This is a genomic window from Cellulomonas chitinilytica, from assembly GCF_016862675.1.
In the GTDB taxonomy this organism is placed as follows: Bacteria; Actinomycetota; Actinomycetes; order Actinomycetales; family Cellulomonadaceae; genus Cellulomonas; species Cellulomonas chitinilytica.
Map to the genome: position 1 here is coordinate 118,995 of NZ_BONK01000007.1, position 23,178 is coordinate 142,172.

Annotated in this window: 25 protein-coding genes and 3 tRNA genes; 11 read left to right on the forward strand and 17 right to left on the reverse strand. The window is 73.1% G+C overall.

The window, feature by feature from the left end; translation table 11 throughout:
• Window position 1: 1 nt before the first annotated feature.
• The 5 genes from Cch01nite_RS11490 to purM all read left to right on the forward strand — a co-directional run bounded on the left by Cch01nite_RS11490 (window position 2) and on the right by purM (window position 5,241).
• Window positions 2–1,426 carry a glycoside hydrolase family 6 protein gene (locus Cch01nite_RS11490; RefSeq protein ID WP_203753752.1) on the forward strand — a complete coding sequence of 475 codons (1,425 nt, stop codon included), beginning with the start codon at window positions 2–4 and terminating at the stop codon, window positions 1,424–1,426.
• A gap of 174 nt (window positions 1,427–1,600) precedes the next feature.
• Window positions 1,601–1,981, forward strand: coding sequence for a sterol carrier family protein (locus Cch01nite_RS11495; protein WP_203753755.1), 381 nt, complete (start codon window positions 1,601–1,603; stop codon window positions 1,979–1,981).
• Window positions 1,982–2,028: 47 nt separating this feature from the next.
• Complete coding sequence (locus Cch01nite_RS11500) at window positions 2,029–2,445, forward strand: histidine kinase (RefSeq protein ID WP_239070348.1); 417 nt, start codon at window positions 2,029–2,031, stop codon at window positions 2,443–2,445.
• 130 nt (window positions 2,446–2,575) lie between these two features.
• The gene (gene purF / locus Cch01nite_RS11505) at window positions 2,576–4,123 is read left to right on the forward strand and encodes an amidophosphoribosyltransferase (protein WP_203753758.1); all 1,548 of its coding nucleotides are present in this window, start codon (window positions 2,576–2,578) and stop codon (window positions 4,121–4,123) included.
• Window positions 4,120–5,241 carry a phosphoribosylformylglycinamidine cyclo-ligase gene (gene purM, locus Cch01nite_RS11510; protein ID WP_203753760.1) on the forward strand — a complete coding sequence of 374 codons (1,122 nt, stop codon included), beginning with the start codon at window positions 4,120–4,122 and terminating at the stop codon, window positions 5,239–5,241. The genes purF and purM overlap by 4 nt, the downstream gene beginning before the upstream one ends.
• A 249-nt stretch (window positions 5,242–5,490) precedes the next feature.
• Here the strand turns inward: purM and Cch01nite_RS11515 are convergent, their stop codons facing one another.
• Window positions 5,491–5,697 (reverse strand): DUF3073 domain-containing protein, encoded by a 207-nt coding sequence (locus Cch01nite_RS11515; RefSeq protein WP_203753762.1) that lies wholly within the window; start codon window positions 5,695–5,697, stop codon window positions 5,491–5,493.
• A 434-nt stretch (window positions 5,698–6,131) separates the two neighbouring features.
• Between Cch01nite_RS11515 and Cch01nite_RS11520 the strand changes: the two genes are divergently transcribed.
• Window positions 6,132–6,344 (forward strand): BldC family transcriptional regulator, encoded by a 213-nt coding sequence (locus tag Cch01nite_RS11520; protein ID WP_203753764.1) that lies wholly within the window; start codon window positions 6,132–6,134, stop codon window positions 6,342–6,344.
• Between the two features lie 143 nt (window positions 6,345–6,487).
• Here the strand turns inward: Cch01nite_RS11520 and Cch01nite_RS11525 are convergent, their stop codons facing one another.
• The 6 genes from Cch01nite_RS11525 to Cch01nite_RS11550 form a co-directional block, all read right to left on the reverse strand.
• Window positions 6,488–6,805 carry a DUF3618 domain-containing protein gene (locus tag Cch01nite_RS11525; RefSeq protein WP_203753766.1) on the reverse strand — a complete coding sequence of 106 codons (318 nt, stop codon included), beginning with the start codon at window positions 6,803–6,805 and terminating at the stop codon, window positions 6,488–6,490.
• Window positions 6,802–7,212, reverse strand: coding sequence for a phage holin family protein (locus Cch01nite_RS11530; RefSeq protein ID WP_203753768.1), 411 nt, complete (start codon window positions 7,210–7,212; stop codon window positions 6,802–6,804). The genes Cch01nite_RS11525 and Cch01nite_RS11530 overlap by 4 nt, the downstream gene beginning before the upstream one ends.
• 119 nt (window positions 7,213–7,331) lie before the next feature.
• Window positions 7,332–7,775, reverse strand: coding sequence for a phage holin family protein (locus Cch01nite_RS11535; protein WP_203753770.1), 444 nt, complete (start codon window positions 7,773–7,775; stop codon window positions 7,332–7,334).
• A 173-nt stretch (window positions 7,776–7,948) separates the two neighbouring features.
• A tRNA-Phe gene (locus Cch01nite_RS11540) sits at window positions 7,949–8,021 on the reverse strand.
• 40 nt (window positions 8,022–8,061) lie between these two features.
• Window positions 8,062–8,135, reverse strand: a tRNA-Asp gene (locus Cch01nite_RS11545).
• A gap of 46 nt (window positions 8,136–8,181) precedes the next feature.
• A tRNA-Glu gene (locus Cch01nite_RS11550) sits at window positions 8,182–8,254 on the reverse strand.
• 145 nt (window positions 8,255–8,399) lie between these two features.
• On the opposite strand from Cch01nite_RS11550, the gene Cch01nite_RS11555 reads away from it, so the two are divergent.
• The 3 genes from Cch01nite_RS11555 (at window position 8,400) to Cch01nite_RS11565 (ending at window position 11,007) form a co-directional block, all read left to right on the forward strand.
• Window positions 8,400–8,744, forward strand: a complete 345-nt coding sequence (locus tag Cch01nite_RS11555) for a metallopeptidase family protein (RefSeq protein WP_203754402.1) — start codon at window positions 8,400–8,402, stop codon at window positions 8,742–8,744.
• Window positions 8,745–8,748: 4 nt separating this feature from the next.
• Complete coding sequence (locus tag Cch01nite_RS11560; protein ID WP_203753772.1) at window positions 8,749–9,693, forward strand: cation diffusion facilitator family transporter; 945 nt, start codon at window positions 8,749–8,751, stop codon at window positions 9,691–9,693.
• 393 nt (window positions 9,694–10,086) lie between these two features.
• A complete protein-coding gene (locus tag Cch01nite_RS11565; RefSeq protein WP_203753788.1) occupies window positions 10,087–11,007 on the forward strand; it encodes an LLM class flavin-dependent oxidoreductase in 921 nt (306 codons plus the stop codon).
• 24 nt (window positions 11,008–11,031) lie between these two features.
• On the opposite strand, the gene galE is transcribed toward Cch01nite_RS11565, so the two are convergent.
• From galE to Cch01nite_RS11605, 8 genes are all read right to left on the reverse strand, one after another.
• Complete coding sequence (galE, locus tag Cch01nite_RS11570) at window positions 11,032–11,991, reverse strand: UDP-glucose 4-epimerase GalE (protein ID WP_203753791.1); 960 nt, start codon at window positions 11,989–11,991, stop codon at window positions 11,032–11,034.
• The gene (gene surE, locus Cch01nite_RS11575; protein WP_203753794.1) at window positions 11,988–12,815 is read right to left on the reverse strand and encodes a 5'/3'-nucleotidase SurE; all 828 of its coding nucleotides are present in this window, start codon (window positions 12,813–12,815) and stop codon (window positions 11,988–11,990) included. The genes galE and surE overlap by 4 nt, the downstream gene beginning before the upstream one ends.
• Window positions 12,816–12,871: 56 nt before the next feature.
• Window positions 12,872–13,903, reverse strand: coding sequence for a 1-phosphofructokinase family hexose kinase (locus Cch01nite_RS11580; protein WP_203753797.1), 1,032 nt, complete (start codon window positions 13,901–13,903; stop codon window positions 12,872–12,874).
• Window positions 13,904–14,047: 144 nt separating this feature from the next.
• Window positions 14,048–15,757, reverse strand: coding sequence for an ABC transporter ATP-binding protein (locus Cch01nite_RS11585; RefSeq protein ID WP_203753800.1), 1,710 nt, complete (start codon window positions 15,755–15,757; stop codon window positions 14,048–14,050).
• A complete protein-coding gene (locus Cch01nite_RS11590; protein WP_203753802.1) occupies window positions 15,754–16,860 on the reverse strand; it encodes an ABC transporter permease in 1,107 nt (368 codons plus the stop codon). The genes Cch01nite_RS11585 and Cch01nite_RS11590 overlap by 4 nt, the downstream gene beginning before the upstream one ends.
• Window position 16,861: 1 nt before the next feature.
• Complete coding sequence (locus tag Cch01nite_RS11595) at window positions 16,862–17,968, reverse strand: ABC transporter permease (RefSeq protein WP_203753805.1); 1,107 nt, start codon at window positions 17,966–17,968, stop codon at window positions 16,862–16,864.
• 116 nt (window positions 17,969–18,084) lie between these two features.
• The gene (locus tag Cch01nite_RS11600) at window positions 18,085–19,740 is read right to left on the reverse strand and encodes an ABC transporter substrate-binding protein (protein ID WP_203753808.1); all 1,656 of its coding nucleotides are present in this window, start codon (window positions 19,738–19,740) and stop codon (window positions 18,085–18,087) included.
• A gap of 139 nt (window positions 19,741–19,879) precedes the next feature.
• Window positions 19,880–21,115 (reverse strand): cation:proton antiporter domain-containing protein, encoded by a 1,236-nt coding sequence (locus tag Cch01nite_RS11605; RefSeq protein WP_203753826.1) that lies wholly within the window; start codon window positions 21,113–21,115, stop codon window positions 19,880–19,882.
• Window positions 21,116–21,192: 77 nt separating this feature from the next.
• On the opposite strand from Cch01nite_RS11605, the gene Cch01nite_RS11610 reads away from it, so the two are divergent.
• Window positions 21,193–21,648, forward strand: coding sequence for a nucleotide pyrophosphohydrolase (locus Cch01nite_RS11610; RefSeq protein ID WP_239070352.1), 456 nt, complete (start codon window positions 21,193–21,195; stop codon window positions 21,646–21,648).
• A gap of 4 nt (window positions 21,649–21,652) precedes the next feature.
• Here the strand turns inward: Cch01nite_RS11610 and Cch01nite_RS11615 are convergent, their stop codons facing one another.
• Entirely contained in the window at window positions 21,653–22,282 is a 630-nt protein-coding gene (locus Cch01nite_RS11615; protein WP_239070356.1) for a GNAT family N-acetyltransferase, read from the reverse strand.
• A gap of 72 nt (window positions 22,283–22,354) precedes the next feature.
• Between Cch01nite_RS11615 and Cch01nite_RS11620 the strand changes: the two genes are divergently transcribed.
• Window positions 22,355–22,579: a hypothetical protein gene (locus tag Cch01nite_RS11620; protein WP_203753829.1), complete on the forward strand. Its 225-nt coding sequence runs from the start codon at window positions 22,355–22,357 to the stop codon at window positions 22,577–22,579.
• A gap of 72 nt (window positions 22,580–22,651) precedes the next feature.
• Here the strand turns inward: Cch01nite_RS11620 and Cch01nite_RS11625 are convergent, their stop codons facing one another.
• On the reverse strand, window positions 22,652–23,152 hold the full coding sequence (locus Cch01nite_RS11625) for a hypothetical protein (RefSeq protein ID WP_203753833.1): 501 nt from the start codon (window positions 23,150–23,152) through the stop codon (window positions 22,652–22,654).
• Window positions 23,153–23,178: the final 26 nt, after the last annotated feature.

Consider the following 23,178-nt stretch of genomic DNA (forward strand, 5'->3'; position numbering starts at 1 on the left):
CATGTCCACCCGCAGAAACGTCATCGCGCTGCTCTCGGCAGCCGCGGTCGCCGTGGCCGGCTTCACCGCCGCCGCGTCGGCCCAGGCCGCGCCCGGCTGCAAGGTCGACTACACCGTCACCAACCAGTGGAACACCGGCTTCGGCGCCGCCGTGAACATCACGAACCTCGGCGACCCGATCACGTCGTGGAAGGTCGAGTGGACCTTCGGGGCGGGCCAGACGATCCAGCAGCTCTGGAACGGCGCCGTGACGACGAGCGGCTCGAAGGTGACGGTGTCGAACCTGTCGTGGAACGGGTCGCTCGCCAAGAACGCGTCGACCGGCTTCGGGTTCAACGGCGGCTGGAGCGGGTCCAACCCGGTGCCGACGTCGTTCAGCCTCAACGGGACCGTCTGCACCGGCGTCGTCACGACGCCGACCAGCACCCCCACGCTCACCCCGACCCCCACTCCCACCCCGACGGTGACACCGACCGTGACCCCGACGCCGACCCCCACGCCGACCCCGACCCCGACGCCGACGCCGACCCCCACGCCGACGCCGACCCCCACCCCGACGCCGACGCCGACCCCCACGCCCACGCCGGCGTCGGGCTTCTACGTCGACACCAAGACGCAGGCGTACGCCGCCTGGCAGTCGGCCACGGGCACCAACAAGGACCTGCTCGCGAAGATCGCCCTCAACCCCGCGTCGTACTGGGTGGGCAACTGGTCCGACGCGTCCCACGCCCAGCAGGAGGTCGCCGACTACACCTCCCGGGCGCAGGCCGCCGGCAAGACGGGCATCCTCACCGTGTACGCCATCCCGGGCCGTGACTGCGGCTCGTACTCCGGCGGCGGCGTCGCGACCAGCGAGTACGCGAAGTGGATCGACACCATCGCGGCCGGCATCAAGGGCAACCCGTACGTCGTCCTCGAGCCCGACGCCCTCGCCCAGCTCGGCGACTGCAGCGGCCAGGGCGACCGGGTCGGCTTCCTCCAGTACGCCGCGAAGGCGCTGACCCTGGCCGGCGGCCGTGTCTACATCGACGCGGGCCACTCGTCCTGGCTCTCGGTCGACACGGCGGTCAGCCGCCTCAACCAGGTCGGCTTCCAGTACGTCGTCGGCTTCGCGCTCAACACGTCGAACTACCAGACGACCGAGGCCACCAAGTCCTACGGCCAGCAGATCAGCCAGCGCCTCGGCGGCAAGAAGTTCGTCATCGACACGTCCCGCAACGGCAACGGCTCGAACGGCGAGTGGTGCAACCCCCGCGGCCGCGCCCTCGGCGAGCGGTCCACGGTCGTGAACGACGGCACCGGGCTCGACGCCCTCCTGTGGGTCAAGCTGCCCGGCGAGTCGGACGGCACCTGCAACGGCGGCCCGACGGCCGGCGCCTGGTTCAACGACATCGCCCTGGAGCTCGCGCGCAACGCGAAGTGGTGAGCCACCGGCTCGCCCCCGAGCCGACCTGACAGGGCCCCGACTGCCGCGGGCCCGCGGACGAGCCACGACGCCGTCCGCGGGCCTGCGGCTTCCATGTCCGCCCGTCGGTCGGGGCGCCGCCAGCCCGGCGCCCCGACGGGGCCTCGGCCACGCTCGCCCCGCCACAATGGGTGCATGCCCCCACGCCGTCGCACCGAGCCCGCCGACGGGCGCGCCGCCCTCGCGACCTGGCGCGCCGCGCCCGACGACGTCCCCGTGCCGGCCCGCCGCACGGCCGTCCGCTTCACCCTCGAGGAGCTCGCGGAGGTCGCCCCGGGCAACGCCGTCGAGGTCCGGGTCCCGCCGGACGGCGCCGTCCAGGCCGTCGAGGGTCCTCGTCACACCCGCGGGACCCCGCCCAACGTCGTCGAGACCGACCCGCAGACGTGGCTCCGCCTCGCGACCGGGGACCTCACCTGGGAGGACGCCGTGGCGACCGGCAAGGTGCACGCCTCCGGCGAGCGCGCCGACCTCGGGTCGTGGCTGCCGCTGCAGGCCGCCCGGCAGCGTCCGTGACGGCCGGCCCGACGAGGCGCACGCTGCCGCTGACCTAGGATCACCGGGTGTCGTCGACCGAGCCCACCACGCCCGCTCAGCCGGACGAGGCCCCCGTGCCCGAGACCGTCGAGACCTCCGAGCCCGTCGGGTCGCCCGAGCCGGTCGAGGCCCCCGTGCCCACCGAGGCCGAGCTCGTCCGCGACGCACAGCCGGCGACCGTCCGGCACGCCCCGAAGTTCGGCGCCTTCATCACCGCCGGCGCGCTCGTCGGCATCGTCGTCGCGCTCGTCCTCACGCAGGCGATCCAGCCGGAGCTCCCGCGCGCGGCCGACGGCTCGGGCTTCCTGCCGTTCCTCGACGGCGAGAACGCGGTCCGCACGGTCATGGCCGTCTCCGGTGCGGTCCTCGGCGGGTTCGTCGGCGGGCTGCTCGCCGTCGTCGCGGACCGCCGCAGCGTGCGCCGCGCCCGCCGCGCCGACTGACGCAGGACCGCCGTCCCGCTGCGGGATCCGCGCCCACGACGACCCGCGGGTCCGCCCGAGGGCGGCGCCGCGGGTGTCCGGACAGCGGGCCGGGCCGGGCCGGGCCCCGGCCGTGTGCGACCATAGGCACGTGGCACCCCGCGCAGACGGACGTCTGAACCACGATCTCCTTCCGAACGAAAAGGGCCCCCAGGACGCCTGTGGCGTCTTCGGCGTCTGGGCCCCTGGCGAAGAAGTCGCCAAGCTCGCGTACTTCGGCCTCTACGCCCTGCAGCACCGCGGGCAGGAGTCGGCCGGCATCGCGACGTCGAACGGCCAGCAGCTCCTCGTCTACAAGGACATGGGCCTCGTGTCGCAGGTCTTCGACGAGACCGCGCTGAACGCCCTGCAGGGGCACATCGCCATCGGCCACGCCCGGTACTCGACCACGGGCGGTTCGACCTGGGAGAACGCGCAGCCGACGCTCGGCCCCACGGCCGCCGGCACCGTGGCCCTCGGCCACAACGGCAACCTCACGAACACCGCCGAGCTCGTCGACCTCGTCGCCGAGCGGTACGGCAGCCAGCGCCGCGGCGAGCTCGCGCGCGGCAACACCACGGACACGGCCCTCGTCACCGCGCTGCTCGCGGGCGACCCGGACCACACGCTCGAGGCCACGGCGCTCGAGGTCCTGCCGCGGCTGCGCGGCGCGTTCAGCCTCGTGTTCATGGACGAGACCACGCTGTACGCCGCCCGCGACCCGCAGGGCGTGCGGCCGCTGGTCCTCGGCCGGCTCGAGCGAGGGTGGGTCGTGGCGAGCGAGACGCCGGCGCTCGACATCGTCGGCGCGTCGTTCGTGCGCGAGATCGAGCCGGGCGAGTTCATCGCGATCGACGCGGACGGCCTGCGCTCCACCCGGTTCGCGGAGGTCGACCGCGCCGGCTGCATCTTCGAGTACGTCTACCTGGCCCGCCCGGACACGTCGATCGCCGGCCGCTCGGTGCACGCCGCCCGCGTGGCGATGGGTCGCCGCCTCGCCGTCGAGCACCCGGTCGAGGCGGATCTGGTCATCCCCGTGCCCGAGTCCGGCACCCCCGCCGCCGTCGGGTACGCGACGGAGTCCGGCATCCCGTTCGGGCAGGGCCTGACGAAGAATGCGTACGTCGGGCGCACGTTCATCCAGCCGTCGCAGACGCTGCGCCAGCTCGGCATCCGGCTCAAGCTCAACCCGCTGCGCGACGTCATCCGCGGCAAGCGGCTGGTCGTGGTCGACGACTCCATCGTGCGCGGCAACACGCAGCGCGCGCTCATCCGGATGCTGCGCGAGTCGGGTGCCGCCGAGGTGCACGTGCGGATCAGCTCGCCCCCCGTGAAGTGGCCCTGCTTCTACGGCATCGACTTCGCCTCGCGCGCCGAGCTCATCGCGAACGGGCTGTCGGCCGACGAGATCGCGGCGTCCCTCGGCGCCGACTCGCTGGGCTACATCTCGGAGGAGGGCCTCATCGAGGCCACCGAGCAGCCCGCGTCCCAGCTGTGCACGGCCTGCTTCTCGGGCCGGTACCCCATCGAGCTGCCGCCCGCCGACCGGCTCGGCAAGCACCTCCTCGAGCAGAACGAGCTCCCGCTGGGCGCTCCCGAGGACGGCCTGCTGACCATCGTCCCGACCCCCGGCGGCGCGACCGCCCTGGAGCACCCGTGACCGACGCGCAGATCACGTACGCCACCGCGGGCGTCGACACCGAGGCGGGCGACAAGGCCGTCGAGCTCATGAAGGACGCGGTGCGCGCGACGCACGGCCCGCAGGTGCTCGGCGGGGTCGGCGGCTTCGCGGGCCTGTACGACGCGTCGGCGCTCACCCGCTACCGGCGCCCCCTGCTCGCGACCTCGACCGACGGCGTCGGCACGAAGGTCGCCATCGCGCAGGCCCTCGACATCCACCACACCATCGGGTTCGACCTGGTGGGCATGGTCGTCGACGACATCGTCGTGGTCGGCGCGAAGCCGCTGTTCATGACCGACTACATCGCGTGCGGGCGGGTTGTCCCCGAGCGGATCGCCGACGTCGTGCGCGGCATCGCCGCCGCGTGCTCGGTCGCCGGCACCGCGCTCGTCGGCGGCGAGACGGCCGAGCACCCGGGCCTGCTCGGGCCCGACGAGTACGACGTGGCCGGTGCCGCCACCGGCGTCGTGGAGGCCGACGAGCTGCTCGGGCCGGACCGCGTCCGGGCCGGCGACGTGCTCGTCGCGCTCGCGTCGAGCGGCCTGCACTCCAACGGCTACTCGCTCGTCCGCAAGGTCGTCGAGGTCGCCGGCTGGGGCCTGGAGCGGCACGTCGACGAGCTGGGCCGCACCCTCGGCGAGGAGCTCCTCGAGCCGACCCGTGTGTACGCGAGCGACGTCCTCGCCCTCGTCGAGCGCGCCGGGGTCGCCGGCATCCACGCGTTCAGCCACGTGACCGGCGGCGGCCTGGCGTCCAACGTCGCGCGTGTCCTGCCGACGGGCCTCGTCGCGGACGTCGACCGCGGGGGATGGCAGCTGCCGCCCGTGTTCTCGCTCGTCCAGCGCCTCGGGCAGGTGCCGTGGAACGACCTCGAGGGCACGCTCAACCTCGGTGTCGGCATGGTCGCGATCGTCGCCGCCGACGCCGTCGACGGGGTCCTCGCGCACGCCGCCGAGATCGGGCTGCCGGCCTGGGTGCTCGGTGCGGTCCGGGACGCCGACCCCGTCACCGACGTGGTCGGGGCGCCCGGGATCGTCGCGGGGACCAAGGGCGTCCACGGCGGGGCCGTGCGGCTGACCGGGGCGTACCGGGTCTGACCCGGATCTGCTCCGGGTACCTCAGACTCCGGACACCGCAGACCCCGGACACCGCAGACCCCGGGTACCTCAGACGACGGGTACCGCAGACGACGTCGACGCCCGTCGTTCGCCTGAACGGCTACGGCGGGCGTCGGTCGGTGCACGAGCGGCTCCACGCAGAGACATGGCGGTGAGCCGCTCGGGCCGACGGTCCGGATCGTGGCCGACCAGCCCGCAGAGCGGACAGGTCAGCGCGCGAGGACCGGGTCAGTCGTCGTCGGACCAGCGACGGTAGTCGTCGTCCTCGTCGTCGGTGTCCACCGCAGCGCCTCCACGGCGGCTGTCGGTACCGAGGTCGTTGTGGCCATGCGACCCAAGCTCCTGCTCCAGGGCTCGGTAGTTGGTCTCCGGGCTGAAGTACTTCAGCTCCCGGGCCACCTTCGTCTGCTTAGCCTTCTGACGGCCGCGCCCCATGGCATCGACCCCCTCTTACGTGGATGCGGGGCGGCTCCGTGCTGACACGTGCGGCCCCGGGGTGCTGATTCGTCTCTTCGCGGTGCAACGGTACATGGTCCTCCGGCATTCCGACCACTTGCTTGCCCGCGACTCTCGTCACTGCCCGCCGTCACCGAGATCGTGTCGCGCGAGGCGACTAGAACCATTTGTCGGGTTTAGGCTGACAGTGCGGTCAGGGACTCGCGGCAGACATGTGGTCGGTGGACGTCATGTGAAGGTTCACCTGTCACACCGTGTCCTGGAATGCGGCTTCTGTTCCGTTCGTTCATGCTAGGGCGAAGGCCCGCCAGCATCACCCGCTCGACCCCGGTTCCACCCGCTCCAGTCGTGGTCGGAGTGTCCCGACAGCAGCTCGGGTTCTCTCGGCCGCACGCTCGCCAGGAGGCAAGCTGATGACTACGCATCCCGCAGAGTCCGAGACCCTGCTCACGCCGTCCGAGGTCGCGACGCTCTTCCGCGTCGACCCCAAGACCGTCACCCGATGGGCGAAGGCCGGCAAGCTGTCGTCGATCAGGACGCTCGGAGGGCATCGCCGCTACCGCGAGTCCGAGGTGCGGGACCTGCTGAACGGCGTCCCCCAGCCCCAGCGTCCCGCGGACGACTGAGCCTTCCCCTCGTCGCGGCCCCCGGGCCGCGGGCAGAACGTCGGTGCCTGGCACCGACGTTCTTGCGTGCCCGTGACGTTCTGACGTGCCCGCGCAGATCGCCCGAGCTCACGACCCCCGCAGAGTCGCCGGGGCCGGTGAGCTCAGTCGCGCGCCCGGAGCCGGGCGGCCACGAGGACGGCGACCACGGCGACGGCGCCCCCGAGCACCATCCGCGCCCGCGTGCGGGCCTTCGGGTCGGCGTCGGGCCGGACCGCGTCCTTGAGGAGCTGCTTGCCGCTGTCGACAGCGCGGCCGGCCTGCACGCGCGGGTCGAGCACACCCGTGAGCTCGTCGACCGTCGACGCGAGGCGTGCCCGGGTCGCGGCCACCTCGGCCTCGAGCTCGACCATGCGCGGCGTGCTGAACGGCGGCGGCGACGGCTTGTCCTCGCTGGTGTCCTGCGGCTTGTCGGCGCTCATGACGTGATCCCTGCCTTCACGGCGTCGATGTCCTGCTGGACGTTCTCGAGGGCGCGTGTCGGCTTCGGCGGGGAGCCCTTCTTCAGCCGGTTCACGCCGACGAGCGCCAGCACGACGATGATCAGCAGCAGCACGCCCGTGACGACGAGCGCGGCGAGCCACGGCGCCCACACGGTGCACAGCGCCAGGATGGCCGTGGCGATCACGGCGGCCAGCAGGTAGAGCGACAGGAGCCCTGCCGCCGCGACCAGCCCTGCGCCGAGGCCGAGCTGCTGGGCCCGGCCCTGGATCTCCGCCTTCGCCAGGTCGATCTCGGCGCGCACGAGCCGCGAGGTCAGCTCGCTGACCTCGCTGACCAGCTCGCCTACTGACCTGCCGCCGCCCGGTGGCGTGGACTGCGTCGTCATCGTCACGACCTTCCGCTCGTCGCTCGGACTCTCAGTGTGCTGGTGGGGTGCGGTGCACGCGATCCGAGCGCGGGTGAGTGTGCGGGTCTGTCGGTGAGCGGTCGGCGGTCGGTCTGCGGTCAGTCGGCCCAGGGGTGGACCTGCTCGCCGGCGGGGTGGACGGGCTCGCGGGCCCGGACGACCGACATCGGGGTCGGCTCGGGCAGGTGGCGGCGGCCCCACGCGGCGAAGCCGGCGGCCAGCAGGATGAGCGCCGCTCCGACGAGGAGGGCCGACAGCCACGGCTCGAGGGCGTGCGACAGCCCGAGCACGGCGGCGGTGGCGAACAGGCCCAGGCCGAAGACGGTGAGCAGCAGCGCCGCGGCGAACGCGATCGCCGAGGGGCGGATCTCGACCGCACGCTTCTTGACGCTCGCGCCGACCGCGTCGATCTCCGCCTGGACCGCCTCGCGGACACGGTCCTCGGCGAGCTCCATCTTCTCCCGCGCCAGCTCGGCAATCGGCTCGGTGAAGCGGTCGAAGAAGCGGTGGCGCGGGCGTTCCGGCCCGGACGAGCTGCTCACTGGAGGTCCTCCGTCGGCTGTCGAAAGTGCGGTGCGACCAGCCTAGGCGTCCGGGCCGTGCCTCCGTGGCACCTCCGACGGGACGGTGCGCGGCGGCGGCCGTCCGGCCCGGGAAGGCGACCGTCCGGCCCGGGAACGAGAAGAACCCCCGGTCTCCCGGGGGTTCTTCGAGGTGGCTCCGACCGGTGTCGATCCGGTGACCTCACGATTTTCAGTCGTGCGCTCTACCAACTGAGCTACAGAGCCCTGGAACGAGAACGCCGGTCCGAAGACCGGCATTTTCGAGCGACCCCGACGGGACTTGAACCCGCGACCTCCGCCGTGACAGGGCGGCGCGCTAACCAACTGCGCTACGGGGCCTCGTGGTGAGACCTTCTTGCTGTACTGCTTCCTGCTGAACTGCTCGTACCCCCAACGGGATTCGAACCCGTGCTACCGCCGTGAAAGGGCGGGGTCCTAGGCCGCTAGACGATGGGGGCGAGTCCCGCCCCTGACGTCGAGGCGCCGGATGACCGGTGATGAGCATACGGGGTGTCGGGCCCGATCTCCAAAGTGAGCGTCGGACGGGCGGTCCGGGCCGGTGAAACCTGGGCCATGAGCAGGCAGGATGGTCGGGTGGTCGAGATGACGAGGGCCGAGTTCGAGGACGCCGTGCGTGACGCGCTCGACGAGATCCCGGCCGAGCTCGCCGCGATGATGGACAACGTCGTCGTGCTCGTCGAGGACGAGGTCCCGCCCGGCGAGGAGGAGCTGCTCGGGCTCTACGAGGGCACACCGCTGACCGAGCGGGGCGAGTTCTGGGCGGCCGGGTCGCTGCCGGACCGCATCACGATCTTCCGCAACCCGACCCTCGCGATCTGCGACGACAGGGACGACGTGGTCGAGGAGGTCGCCGTGACCGTCGTGCACGAGATCGCGCACCACTTCGGCATCGACGACGAGCGCCTGCACCAGCTCGGGTGGGGGTGAGCCGGTGAGCGGGCACCCCCACGGCGGCGCCCACGGGCACGCGGCCGGCGGCGCGCCCGGGACCGCCGCGTACGCCCACCGGCGGCGGCTCCTCGCGGTCCTCGTGCTCACCGTCGTCGTGCTGGTCGTCGAGGTCGCCGGCGGGCTCCTGTCGGGCTCGTTCGCGCTGGTGGCCGACGCCGGGCACATGCTGACCGACGCCCTCGGCGTGGGCCTCGCGCTCGGGGCGACGGCACTGGCCGCCCGGCCGGCGACCTCGGTCCGGACGTTCGGGTGGCAGCGGGCCGAGATGCTCGCTGCGCTGGTGAACGGGCTGGTCATCGCGGTCGTCGGGCTCGGGGTGCTGATCGGCGGCGTGCGACGGATCTTCTCGCCCGTCGAGGTCGAGGGCGGGCTGATGCTCGCCGTCGCCGTCGTCGGGCTCGCCGCCAACGCCGTCGGCCTGGCACTGCTGCACCGCGGGCAGGCCGAGTCGCTCAACGTCCGCGGTGCCTACCTCGAGGTGCTCGGGGACCTGCTCGGCTCGGTCGCGGTCGTCGTCGCCGCGGTCGTCGTGCTGGCCACCGGGTTCGTACGTGCGGACGGGATCGCGTCCGTCGTCATCGGGCTCATGGTCGTGCCGCGAGCGGTCGCGCTGCTGCGCGAGGTCGGTGTGGTGCTGCTGGAGGCCACCCCGGCGGCCGTCGACCTGGACGTGGTCCGGGCGCACATCTGCGGCGTCCCCGGCGTGCTCGGGGTGCACGACCTGCATGCCTGGACGATCACGTCGGGCGTCCCGGTGCTGTCCGCGCACGTCGAGGTGCCCGACGAGCTCCTCGCGCGCGGCGAGGCCGGTCGTGTGCTCGACGACCTGCGGCGCTGCCTGGCCGGGCACTTCGACGTGGACCACTGCACGTTCCAGCTCGAGCCGCCGTCGCAGGCCGGCCGGGAGGCGCACGCACACGCGTGAGACCGCGACCCAGCCGCCGACGACGCACGCAGGTCCCGGGTCCCGAGTCGCGGGTCCCGGGTCGCGGGCAACCGGAAACGGCGGGCGGTGGCGTCGTGCGTGTACCTTCCTCGGGTCAGGCGGCGGCGTGCTGGGTGCGGAGTCGTGCGACGAGCGCGCGCACCGCGCCCTGGTCGGCGGTCATCAGGCTGCCGGCCGGGTTGCGCCGTGCGACGAGCACCGGCGGACCACCCGCCGCTCGGAACCGTAACGAGTTGCCCGGGCGAATCGTCACGGTTCTCCACAGCGTCACCTGAACTCCACCCCGCACGTCCCCCGTCCGGCCCTGGTCGGCCGGGCACGACGTACGCCCGGACGGACGCGGTGTCGGCGGGCCCGGCTAGGGTCGCTCGCATGGTTGCCGTCGGCGTCGTGCTGCTCCCCGAGGAACGCTGGTCGCAGGCGCGTGCGCGCTGGCAGCAGGTCGAGGAGTGGGGGTTCGACCACGCGTGGACGTACGACCACCTCGCCTGGCGGACGCTCGCGGACGGGCCGTGGTTCGCGACCGTCCCGCTGCTGGCCGCGGCCGCCGCGGTCACCTCGCGCATCGGGCTGGGGACGTTCGTCGCGTCGCCGAACTTCCGGCACCCCGTGCCCTTCGCGAAGGACGTGATGGGGCTCGACGACGTGAGCGACGGGCGGTTCCTGCTCGGCATCGGCGCAGGTGGCGAGGGTTTCGACGCGTCCGTGACCGGCCCGGCCTGGTCGCGGGGGGAACGCACGCGCCGGTTCGAGGAGTTCGTCGGGCTGCTCGACACGCTGCTCACCCAGCCGGTCACGACCCGGCACGGCGAGTTCTACACGGCCGACGACGCGCGGATGATCCCCGGCACCGTCGCCCGGCCCCGTACACCGTTCCTCGTCGCCGCCGCCGGGCCGCGCACCATGACGCTCGCCGCCCGGTACGGGCAAGGGTGGATCACCTACGGCCCCAGCTACGCGACCGAGGACGTCGACCCCGACCCCGTCGTCGCGCAGGAGCAGTGGTGGGCCGGCCTGGCCGACGTCTCGACCGCTATGGACGCCGCCGAGGCCGCGGCGGGGCGGACGGAACCGCTTCGGCGGTATCTCAGCCTCGACGGTGCGCCGATCTTCTCGCTCACGTCGCTGGACCTCGTCGTCGAGGGGATCGAGCGGGGCGCGGCGCTCGGGTTCACCGACGTCGTCGTGCACTGGCCGCGCGCCGAGGGGATCTACGCGGGGCGTGAGCCGGTCCTGGAGGAGCTCGCGGGACGCCTCCCCGAGCTGCAGGCGCTGCCGGTCGCCGCCCGGTGAGCGGCGGGCCGGGCCGGCGCGGTCTCAGTGGGTCTCGCGGGCCTGCCAGGCCGTGGTGACCATCTCGTCGAGCGAGTACGTCATGCGCCAGCCCAGGTCGCGGGCCGCGAGCTCGCCCGACGCGACGATGCGGGCCGGGTCGCCGGGGCGCCGCGCGGCGATCTCGGGCTCGAACGCGACACCGGTGGCCTCGGCCATCGCCGTCATGATCTGCCGCACAGAGACGCCGTCGCCCGAGCCGAGGTTGTAGACGGGTTCCAGCGAGCCACCGTCGGCCAGCACCCGGGCCGCCGCCACGTGCGCGTCCGCGAGATCCGCCACGTGGATGTAGTCCCGCACGCACGTGCCGTCGGGCGTCGGGTAGTCCGTGCCGTTGATGCGCGGTGTGCGGCCCTCCGCCAGGGCGTCGAGCACCAGCGGGAACAGGTTGTGCGGGCTCGTGTCGTACAGCTCAGGGGTCCCGGAGCCGACGACGTTGAAGTAGCGCAACGACGTGTGCCGCAGGCCGGCCGCGCGCCCCTGGTCCCGCAGCAGCCACTCGCCGATGAGCTTGGACTCGCCGTACGGCGACTCGGGGCGGGTCGCGGTCGTCTCCGTGACCAGGTCGACGTCCGGGGTGCCGTACACGGCGGCCGACGACGAGAACACGATCGCGTCGACCCCCTGCGACGCCATCGCCTCGAGGAGGTGCGCGGTGCCGGTGACGTTCTGGTCGTACGTGTGCAGAGGCCGGTCGACGGAGACACCCGCGTACTTGAACCCCGCCAGGTGGACGACGCCGACGACGCCGTGCGTCGCGAGGGTGTCCGCCACGAGGTCCGTGTCGAGGATGGAGCCCTCGACGAGCGGCACGTCCGCCGGGACGAACTCCTTGTGGCCGCTGGACAGGTCGTCGAGCACGACCGTGCCGAGCCCGACCTGCCCGAACGCCCGCACCACGTGCGACCCGATGTACCCCGCCCCGCCAGTGACCAGCCACGTCATGATGCCGAGCCTACCGACGCGTCCGAGGGGGTGTGGCCAGGGGACCGGTCGGCGGTCCCGTCGGGCGTCTGCGCGGGCAGCTCCGGCAGGGCGGCGTCCGCGTCGAAGCACGGCGCGCGCAGTTGCGTGAGGGTGGCCCAGCCGCGGGCGAGCAGGCCCGCGTCGGTGTCCGGCTCGCGCGTGATCTCGACGTCCGCGTACGTGAGCTGCAGGTTGCCGTGCTCGAGCTCGTGGACGCGGGCCTGGACCGCGCCGAACGACGCGAGCGGCGCCTTGCGCAGGCCCCGCACGGCGTCGACGGGCCGGTCGGGCACGTTGAGGTTGAGCACCCGGTTGCGCTCGCCGTGGGCCACGATCCAGTCCAGGACCGGGCGGGTGTACCAACCCGCCGTCTCCCAGTGGCGGGGGTCCTGCTCGGCGATCGAGACGGCCAGGCCGGGGATGTCGTGCGTCGCGGCCGACAGCGCCGCGCCGACCGTCCCCGAGTGCAGCACCGCGTGGCCCGTGTTCGCGCCCCGGTTGACGCCCGAGAGGACCAGGTCGGGCTTCGGCCCGAACCCGCCGTAGGCCGCGACGAACGCGATCAGGCCGGGCGCCGCACGGACCGCGAACGACGTGACGCCGTCCGGCAGGCCCGGGGACGGGCGAGCCTCCACGAGGAGCCGGCCGTCCTTCTCGGCGCCCAGGAGGGACGCGCTGGCCCCGGACGACTCCCGGGCCGGGGCTGCGACGACCACGTCGTGGCCGGCGTCGAGCGCGACCTGGGCGAGCACCGCGAGGCCGGGGGAGTCGATGCCGTCGTCGTTCGTCACGAGCACGCGCATGCCTCCATCCGACCGTCGCGCGTGCGGAACCGCCACCGGGGCGGTGGGCGGGCGGGTCAGGCGGGGGTGTCCTCCAGGGGGCGGATCACGACGCGGCGGGCGAAACGCTCGATCTGCTCGCGACGGCCCGTGCCGAGGCCGCGGCGCGTGACGTTGAGGGCGCCCGCCGCGGCGCCGAGACGGACGGCCTCCTCGAGCGGCAGGCCGCGACCGATGCCGACCGCGATGCCCGCGGTCATCGAGTCGCCGGCGCCCCGGTGGTCGACGACCGTGATCGGCGGTGGGTGCACGGCACGCACGTCGTCGGCGGTGACCACGAGCCCTGCGTCGCCCGCGCGGGAGACGACGACGGCGGCGAGGTGGCCGGCGGGTCGGTCGGTGGACCCGGCCGTCAGCAGGGCGCGGGCCGCCCGGGTCAGCTCGTCGGTGGTGTGCCCCGCGGCGAAGCCGCCCTCGACGAGCTCCTCGTGGCTGATCTTGAGCAGGGTGCCGCCGGCCTGCGCGAACGCCGCGGCGGCCCTCCCCGAGAGGTCCGCGACGACCGTGCGGCCGGCCGCGCGCAGGTCGCCGGCGAGCCGGCCGACGACCGCGGCGGGCAGGATCGTCGGCGGGTCCGCGCCGGTGAGGACCGTGACGTCGGCGTCCATCGCCTCGACCAGGACGGTGCCGTACAGGTCGTCGAGCTCGTGCCGGTCCAGCGGGTGCGGGGGCGTCTCCGCGATCTCCCGGCGGTCGCCGTCGCGCCGGTCGTGCACGTACGCGCCGTTGCCGCCCGCGTACTGGGTGGGCCGGACGCGGAGCCGTTCGACCTCCGCGAGGTGGGCCAGGACCGTGCCGATCTCGCCGCCGAACGGGCCGCACACCACGACGTCGGCGCCGAGCGAGACGGCCATGCGGGCGACCCACAGGCCCTGGCCGCCGGCGTGCACGTGCACCTCGGGATGGGCGTCCTCGCTGGTCGGCGCCTCGATCGTCACGGTGAGGAGCGGGGTCGCGGCGAGCACGCACACGCGGGGGCTGCGCGCCTCGTCGGGCGCGGTCGGGGCGGAGGCCCGGACGGTGTCGGGCGTCGTGGGCGCGGCCGGCATGCGTCGAGTGTGAGGCCGACGCGGCGCGGACGCGCGACGACGGAGCCACGTCGACGGAGCCACGTCGACCGCGGCCCGTCCGGGTATGAGACGGCCGCGGGCACCCGATCAGGGAGGCACCCGCGGCCGTCGGTCCGTCGGCTGCTACCGCAGCCGGTTCCAGGCCTCCCGGCGGACGGCCTGCTCCACCGGGTCGGGGACGGGCAGCGACGCGAGCAGCCGCTGCGTGTACGGGTGCTTCGGCGCGCCGAGCACCTCGTCGCCCGTGCCCTCCTCGACGAGCACGCCGCGGTGCAGCACCGCGATGCGGTCCGCGAGCATGTCGACGACGGCCAGGTCGTGGCTGATGAACAGGCACGCGAACCCGAGCTCGGCCTGCAGCCGGGCGAACAGGTCGAGCACGCGGGCCTGCACCGAGACGTCCAGCGCGGACGTCGGCTCGTCGGCGATGAGCAGCTCCGGGTCGAGCGCGAGGGCCCGGGCGAGCGACGCGCGCTGCCGCTGACCGCCGGAGAGCTCGTGCGGGAACCGGTCGCCGTACGCGGCGGGCAGCTGCACGGCCTCCAGCAGCTCGTCGACACGGGCCCGGGCGTCGTGCGGGTCGCTGGCGACGCCGTGGACGACGAGCGGCTCCGCGACGCACTGGGCGATCGTGAGCAGCGGGTTGAAGCTCGTCGCCGGGTCCTGGAAGACGAACCCGATCCGCTTGCGCACGGGCCGGAACGTCCGTTCGCGGACCCCGCGCATCTCGACGCCGAGCACCTGGAGCGACCCGTCGCTGATCGGGGTGAGGCCCGCGATGGCCCGGCCGATCGTCGTCTTCCCGCTGCCCGACTCGCCCACGAGACCGAGGACCTCGCCCGGGCGGATCACGAGGTCGACGCCGTCGACCGCCGTGAACCCGGGCTGCCGCAGCCGGCCCGGGTAGACGATGCGCAGGCCCTTCGCCTCGACCACCGGGGTGGCCGTCGGGTCGACGGCCGGGGTCGCGAACGCGGCGCTCGTGCCGTCCACGTCGAGCGGCTCGTGCGTGCGCAGCCGGGTGCCGCCGACGCGGGGGACCGCGTCGAGCAGCGCGCGCGTGTACGGGTGCTGCGGCGACTCGAACAGCGTGCGGACGTCGGCCTGCTCGACGATCTCGCCGTCGTACATCACCGCGACCCGGTCGGCCAGGTCGGCCACCACGCCCATGTTGTGCGTGATGATGACGACCGCCGAGCCGAAGTCCTGCGGCAGCCGCCGCAGCAGCTCGAGGATCTCCGCCTGGACGGTGACGTCGAGGGCGGTCGTCGGCTCGTCGGCGATGATCAGGCCCGGGTTCAGCGAGACCGCCTGCGCGATGACGATGCGCTGCTTCTGCCCGCCCGAGAACTGGTGCGGGTAGTAGTCGACGCGGTGCTCCGGGTCCGGGATGCCCACGCGCCGCAGCACGTCGATCGCCTTCTCGCGCGCCTGCGCCCGGGACAGCTTCGCGTGGGCCCGCAGGCCCTCGATGATCTGCCAGCCGACCGGGTACACCGGGTTGAGGACGCTCGACGGCTCCTGGAACACCATCGCGGCGTCCCGGCCGCGGACGTCCCGCAGCGCCGAGCCCTTGAGCCGGGTGACGTCGAGCTGCTGCGACCCGTCCCGACGGGAGAGCAGCACGGCGCCCTCGGTCGTCGCGGTCGAGGGCAGCAGGCCGAGGATCGTGCGGGCCGTGACCGTCTTGCCCGAGCCCGACTCGCCCACGATGGCGAGGACCTCGCCCGGTGCGACGCTCAGGCTGACGCCCGAGACAGCGGCGACGGAGCCCCGGTCGGTGGCGAATGTGATCTTCAGGTCGCGGATGTCCACGACGGGGGTGGTGCTCACTGTGCTGCTCCGTCCTCGGCCGTGGGGCCGGCGAAGGTGGCGTCCGACGGGCCCTCGAAGGCGCCGAGGCCCTCGAAGCCCTCGGGGCCGGCGGCGAGGACGCCGCCCGGGACGACGGACGCGGTGCCGACCTCGCCGGCGAGCTGCGCGGCGGCCCGGCGGGTGCGCAGGCGCGGGTCGGCGAGGTCGTTGAGCGACTCCCCGACGAGCGTCACGCCGAGCACCGTGAGCACGATCGCCGTGCCGGGGAAGATCGACGTCCACCAGATGCCGCTCGTGACGTCGGACAGGGCCTTGAACAGGTCATAGCCCCACTCGGCGGCAGACGTCGGCTCGATGCCGAAGCCCAGGAAGCCCAGGCCGGCGAGCGTCAGGACGGCCTCCGAGCAGTTCAGCGTCATGATCAGCGGGAGCGTGCGCGTCGAGTTCCGCAGCACGTGGCGGGTCATGATCCGCCAGTGGTTCGCACCGATCACGCGCGCCGACTCGACGAACGCCTCCGACTTGATCCGCACCACCTCGGCGCGGACCACCCGGAAGTACTGCGGGATGAACACGACGGTGATCGATATCGCCGCCGCGAGGATCCCGGCCCACATCCCGGACTGGCCCCCGCTGATGGCGATGGCGACGACGATCGCGAGCAGCAGCGACGGGAACGCGTAGATCGCGTCGGCGACGACCACGAGCGTGCGGTCGAGCCAGCCACCGAAGTAGGCGGACACCAGGCCGAGCAGGATGCCCACGACGCTCGACAGCACGACGGCCACGATCATCACGAGCAGGGCCGTGCGCGCGCCCCAGATGACGCGGGACAGCACGTCGTAGCCGCCGACGGTGGTGCCCCACAGGTGCTCGGCGGAGGGCGGCTGCTGCGAGCCGAACGCGACGCCGTCGCTGCGGAGCTGGGCGTAGCCGTACGGCGCGAGGAGCGGCGCGAAGACGGCCGTGAGGACGAAGACCGCCGTCAGGACGAGGCCGCCGACGAGCATGCCGCGCTGCAGGCCGACGCTGGTGCGGAGCTGGTGGACGACGGGCAGGCGCTTCCAGAGCGGCAGGCGCGTAGGTGCAGGTGCGGGGGCGGGTGCGGTGGTGGTCGTCATGTCAGTACCGGATCCTCGGGTCGACGAGCGCCGCGATGACGTCGACGACGAAGTTGGTCAGGGCCACCACGACGGCGAGCAGGGCGACGAGGCCCTGGACGGCCACGAAGTCGCGGGCCAGCAGGTACTGCACCAGCTGGAAGCCGAGGCCCTTCCACTCGAACGTGGTCTCGGTCAGCACCGCACCGCCCAGGAGCAGCGCGATCTGCAGACCGATGACGGTGATGATCGGCACCAGCGCCGGACGCCACGCGTGCTTCTTCAGCAGGCGCCGCTCGGCGACCCCGCGGGAGCGGGCCGCCTCGACGTAGCCGGACGACAGCGTGCCGATGACGTTGGTGCGGACGAGCCGCAGGAACACCCCGGCCGTCAGCAGGCCGAGGGTGACGGCGGGCAGGACCGCGTGCCGCAGCACGTCGAGGACGACCTCGCCGTCGCCCGTGCTCAGCGCGTCCACGAGGTAGAGGCCCGTCCCGGCGCTGTGCAGCTGCATCTGGATCTCGGCGCCCGTCGACGCCCGTCCGGAGACCGGCAGCGCGTTGAGCCACACCGAGAACGTGAGCTTGAGCAGCATGCCGGCGAAGAACACCGGCGTCGCGTAGGCGAGGATCGCGCCGACCCGCAGGCCCGCGTCGGGCGCCTTGTCGCGTCGGGCCGCGGCGATGCGGCCGAGCGGGACGCCGACGGCGAACGCGACGATGAGCGCGTAGAACGTGAGCTCGAGCGTCGCGGCGCCGTACGTGAGGATCACCTCGGTGACGGGGCGGTGGTCCGAGATCGTCGACCCGAAGTCGCCCCGCACGATGCCGCCGAGGTAGTCGAGGTACTGCGTGAGCAGCGGCCGGTCGTAGCCGGCCTCGTGGATCCGCTCCTGGAGCTGCTGGGGCGTCAGCCGGCCGCCGAGCGCGGCGGTGATCGGGTCGCCCGTGGCCCGCATCAGGACGAAGACGGTCGTCACGAGGATGAAGATCGTGGGGAAGATCAGCAGGAAGCGGACCAGCAGGTAGCGGCCGAGCCCCCCGCCGGTGCGTCGTCGGGACTTGCCCGGGGCGTCAGGGGACTCGACGGGTGCGGCGTCCGTCGGCGCGCCCGTGGTGATGGAGGTCATGGGATTCCTGCCTGTGCTGCGGTGGTGCGAGGTGGGCACCGATGCCGGTCGAGCCGGCCGGCCCGCCCTGCGTCGTGAGCAGGACGGGCCGACCGGCCCGGGGAACTAGCTGGTGCTCAGCCCTTGGAGAGAGCGCCGTAGCGGAACTTGAAGGACGCGTCGAGCGTGTCCTCCGCACCGTTGACGTTCTTGCCGACGACGGCGACCTGCGCACCCTGGAGGTACGGGACGGTCGAGAGGTCCTTCGCGACGGCGTCCTGGATCTGGCCGATGAGCGCGGTCCGCTCGGTCGGGTCCGGCGTGGTCGCCTGCTGCAGGATCATGTCGTTGACGGTCGGGTTGTCGTAGTGGTTCGCCAGGAAGTTGTCCTTGAGGAAGAACGGCGTCAGGTAGTTGTCGGCGTCCGAGTAGTCCGGGAACCAGCCGAGCTGGTACGCGGGGTAGACGTCGGCGACGCGGTCCTTCGAGTACTGCACCCACTCGGTGGTCTGGAGGTCGACGGCGAACAGGCCGTCCTTCTCGAGCTGGTCCTTGATGAGGCCGTACTCGTCACCCGACGACGGGCCGTAGTGGTCGTTCGAGTACTGCAGGCTCAGCTTGACGGGCGTGGTGACGCCGGCGGCCGAGAGGGTCTCCTTCGCCTTGGCGGCGTCGGGGCCACCCTTGCCGTCGCCGTAGAGGCCCTTGAGCGCCTCGTTGGCGCCGGTCAGGCCCTCCGCGACGAACGAGTACAGCGGCGTGTACGTGCCCTTGTAGACCTGGTCCGACAGCTCCTGGCGGTCGATGAGGTCGGCGACGGCCTGGCGCACCGCGAGGGCCTTGGCCGGGTCGGCCTCCGCCGTCTGGGTGCCGTAGGGCTGCGTGTCGAAGTTGAACGTGATGTAGCGGATCTCGCCGCCGGGGCCGTCGACGACCTTGACGTTGTCGTCGCCGCGCAGGTCCTCGATGTCCGTGGCCGCGAGGCTGCGGATGGCGACGTCGATGTCGCCCTGCTGGATCTCGAGCTTGAGGTTCGAGGAGTCGGCGTAGTACTTGACGTTGATCTCGTCCGTCTTCGGCTTGCCGAGCAGACCCTTGTAGTCCGGGTTCGCCTTGTACGAGACCAGGTTGTTGAAGTCGTAGCCGGTGATCACGTACTGGCCGGCGAAGGCGTTCGCCTTGACGATGTCCTGGTCGGGCGTGAGCTCGTCGGGGGAGAGGACCTCCTCGTCGACGATCGCGCCGGGGAAGCTCGCGAGGATCTGCGGGAACACCTGGTCGTTGGCGGCCTTGAGGTGGAACACGACGGTGAGGTCGTCCACGGCGTCCGTCGAGTCGAGGTTGTAGAGCAGCGACGACGGGCCGTCGGGCGCGGCGATCTTCAGCTGGCGGTCGAACGAAAACTTCACGTCCGAGGCCGTCAGGGCGTGGCCGTTGGCGAACTTCAGGCCGTCCTTGAGCTTGACCGTGTACTCGGTCGGGCTCGTGAACTCGGCGGACTCGGCGGCGTCGGGCTCGACGTCCGAGGAGCCGTACGGCGAGTTCATGAGGAACTCGAACACCTGGGTCTGCACGGCGAGCGAGCCGTTGTCGTAGGACCCGGCGGGGTCGAGGGTGACGATCTTGTCGGTGGTGCCGATGGTCAGCGCGCCCCCGCTGCTGCCGTTGTCGGCGCTGTCGGTGCTGCCGCCGTCGTTCCCGTTGCCGCTGCAGGCGGCGAGGACGAGGGCTGTGGCCGCGATGCCCGCGGTCGCCGCGAGCGCGCGGCGCCGGTTCTTCGCAACGGAAGACATCCGCTACCTCTTTCGTCAGGAGCCGGGACCTGTGACCCAGGCCACTCCGGCGTGTGCGTGTTGGAGGGATGTCTAACACACACAAGTCACACAAGAAACGTCTGTCTTACCGGCAAGTAACATCCAGATACCGAGATGATCACGAGTCGGCCACGGAGCTGCCGCCGTCGATGACCGGCGCCCCTTCGTCGTCCAGCGCGACCTCCTCGGGCCCACGGACACCCAGCGCCGACGCAACCGGCGGACCCGTCAGGCCGTAGAGGACGGCCGTCACGAGGACCACCCCGAACACCACCGGGACGAGCTCCGGAAAGGGCTGGCCCGAGTGCTCGAACCGGATCGACAGCACCGAGGCCGTCGACGCGGCGACGATGCCGCGCGGTGCCATCCAGGCGACCATCGCGCGCTCGCGGCCCGTCAGCACCGAGCGCGTCGTCGCGACCCACGTCGCCATCGGCCGCACCACCAGCGCCAGGAGTGCGACGACGAGAAGCGTCGCGGGGAGGTAGTGCGCGAGGGCGTCGAGATCCACCAGCGCTGAGAGGACGATGAACAGCGAGCCCACGATGAGCAGGCCGACGTGGCTGCCGAACTCGTGCAGCGCGTCGATCCGCACGACCTTCTGGTTCGCGAGCGTCACCCCCATCGCCGTCGTCGCGAACAGCCCTGCCTCGTCGAACGCCGCCTCCGCACCCGCGAACGCCACCAGCGCGACCGCCACCGCGAGCGGCACCTGCATCGGCGCGGGCACCCACCCGGACCGGACCGCCAGCAGGTACAGCACGGCACCGACGAGACCAGCGGTCACCCCCGTGGCACCCGTGGGCCCGAGCAGCGGCGGGTTGGCGTGCAGCGCGACGTTCACCGCGGCGACCGCGACGGTCGCACCGATCGGGTCGATGAAGATGCCCTCGAACGCCAGCACGGACTCCAGCGGCTGCCGCGGGCGGATGATCGCCAGCAGCGGCCCGACGACCGTCGGCCCCGACACGATGACGATCGCGCCGATCACCGCGGCCCGCGCCGGGCTCAGGTCGAGCACGGCCCACGCGGCCAGCGCGCCGCCGACCCCCGTGACCAGTGCGCCGACCGTGACCAGGCCGATGACCGGGCGCCTCGCACCCCCGCCCAGCCGGCTCAGGTCGAGCTTGAGCGACTCCTCGAACAGCAGGAGCGAGACGGCCATCGTGACCAGCGGGAACAGGTTGTCGCCGAGGATCGCCTCCGGGTCCAGCCACCCGAGCACCGGACCGACCAGGAGCCCAAGGACGAGCAGAAGGATGATCGACGGCACCCCGACGGCCCGGCCGAGGACCTGGCCGCCGACGCCGAGCAGGACGATCAGGGCGACACCGCCCGTGAACGCGAGCTCCATCGGGCCATCATGTCGGGACGGACGGGACCGCGCCGGACCTGGCGCCCGGGGAGGGCGTGCGTGCCAGGCTGGGCGCCGTGACCGACCCGTCGACCGCCGCTCAGCCCGCCGCTCAGCCGGCCGCTCAGCCGGCCGCGCAGCCCGCCCGCCAGCCCGCCGGTCAGCTCGCCGGCCCGCTCGCCCCCGAGCGGGAGATCGCCGAGCTGACCCGGCTCGTGCGGGAGTTCAGCACGGAGCGCGACTGGCAGCAGTTCCACGACCCGAAGTCCGTGATCCTCGCGCTCGTGGGCGAGGTCGGCGAGCTCGCGGAGCTGTTCCAGTGGGTCCCGGCCGCCTCCGCCGTCGACGTGTTCGGCGCGCCCGACCGGCACGCGCGGGCCGCCGAGGAGATGGCCGACGTGCTCGTCTACCTCGTGTGCCTCGCGGACGTGCTCGGCGTGGACCTCGGTGCGGCGGCCCGGGCCAAGCTCGCCGACTCGCACCGGCGGTTCGCGGCCGACGAGGTGCGGGGGCGGGCGCCCGAGAAACGGTGACGCGTCAGGGCGCGAGCTCCCGGCGCATGAGGACCCGGGGCCGGCCGCCGCTGTGCCCCGTGGTCGCCGCCGCGCGCGTGAACCCCGCGGCCTCGAACAGCCCGCGGGTGCCGACGTACCCGGAGATCAGGTCGACGCGGTCGCCCGTGCCGACGTCGACCGGGTAGCCCTCGACGACCTCGGCACCGGACGCGACGGCGTGGGCCACGGCCCCGTCGAGCAGGTCGTGCATGAGCCCGCGGCCGCGGAAGGGTGGTCGGACGACGAAGCAGACGACGCTCCACGCGTCGCGCTCGTCGACGAACGGGATCGTCCGCGAGCGCATCAGCCGCCGGTAGCTGCTGCGCGGCGCGACCGAGCACCACCCGGCGACGTCGTCGTCCACGTACGCCAGCACCCCCGGGCCCGGCTCGTGCGCGCACTCGTCGCGCATGAACTGCGGGCGCTCGTCGTTCGGCACGCGGCTGTCGCGGTACGCCATGCACCAGCAGCCCTGGCCGCCGGGCTTCTTGACGCCGACGACCTCGACGAAGGCGTCGTAGCGCCCGACGGCGGACAGCACCTGCACGGCCATGCGGGCCATGATGTCGTCGGGCGCCCACAACGGCTCCGACAACGGCACTGCCAACGGCACCGGGAACTCGTCCGGGACGCGGAGGACGAAGGACCCGCGCGCGCGCCCGAGGCCGGGAATAGCGTCGGCGGCATGCCCCGTCTGAGGTCCGTCGTGCGCGCACATCGTGTCTGGGTGGCGTCGGCGGCCGTCGCGGTGTCCGCTGCTGCGGCGCTCGTCCGGGACGCGATCCACGTGACCGGGCAGGTCACCGGCGGCGACTGGGCCTGCGTGGTGGTGGCCGTCGCCGCCGGGAGCGTCGCGCTGTGGGCGCTGTTCTCCCTCGGGATGGAGCACCGGCACCACAGCCATCTCTGAGCCGGTCCGCTCCGGCTGTGGCCGTCGCGCCGGCACGTCCGGGTCCGTCCGGGTGTGCGCGGACGGCGCCGGTCACGTCGCGGTGAGGCGACGTGCGTGCTGCCGGGCGAGCGGGTGCCGCTGCCCGAGCATCTCGACCGACACGACCGCCGCGGCGGCCACCGCCGGGCTCGGGTCCTGGGTGCGGTCCAGGAGGCTCGGCAGGCTGCTCAGCTGCCGCAGGATCCCGAGCTCCCTGACGGCCCACAGCCGGGTGCCTGTGCGCACCTGCTCGGTGAGCGGCTCCAGCCGCCGCGCGAACGCCGCCGAGCCCGGTTCGCCCGGGAAGGCACGCTCAGGTCCGTGCCGGATGCCCTGCATCATGCCGTGCGCGTCCCAGTCGGCGGCATGCTCGTACACGCGCACCGCGACCTCCTGCCAGCCGTGCTCGCCGCTCGCGTCCGCGGCGGAGAGCAGCCGGGCCGCGTCGGCCCATGCGTCGTCCTCGTCGTCCCAGCGGGGGTCCGCCTCGTCGGGCAGCGGCACCCAGAAGCTCATCTCGGCGAGCAGGTCGTCCTCGCGGGTCCAGTGCACGGGCCGAACGTAGCCCCTCGGGTGCC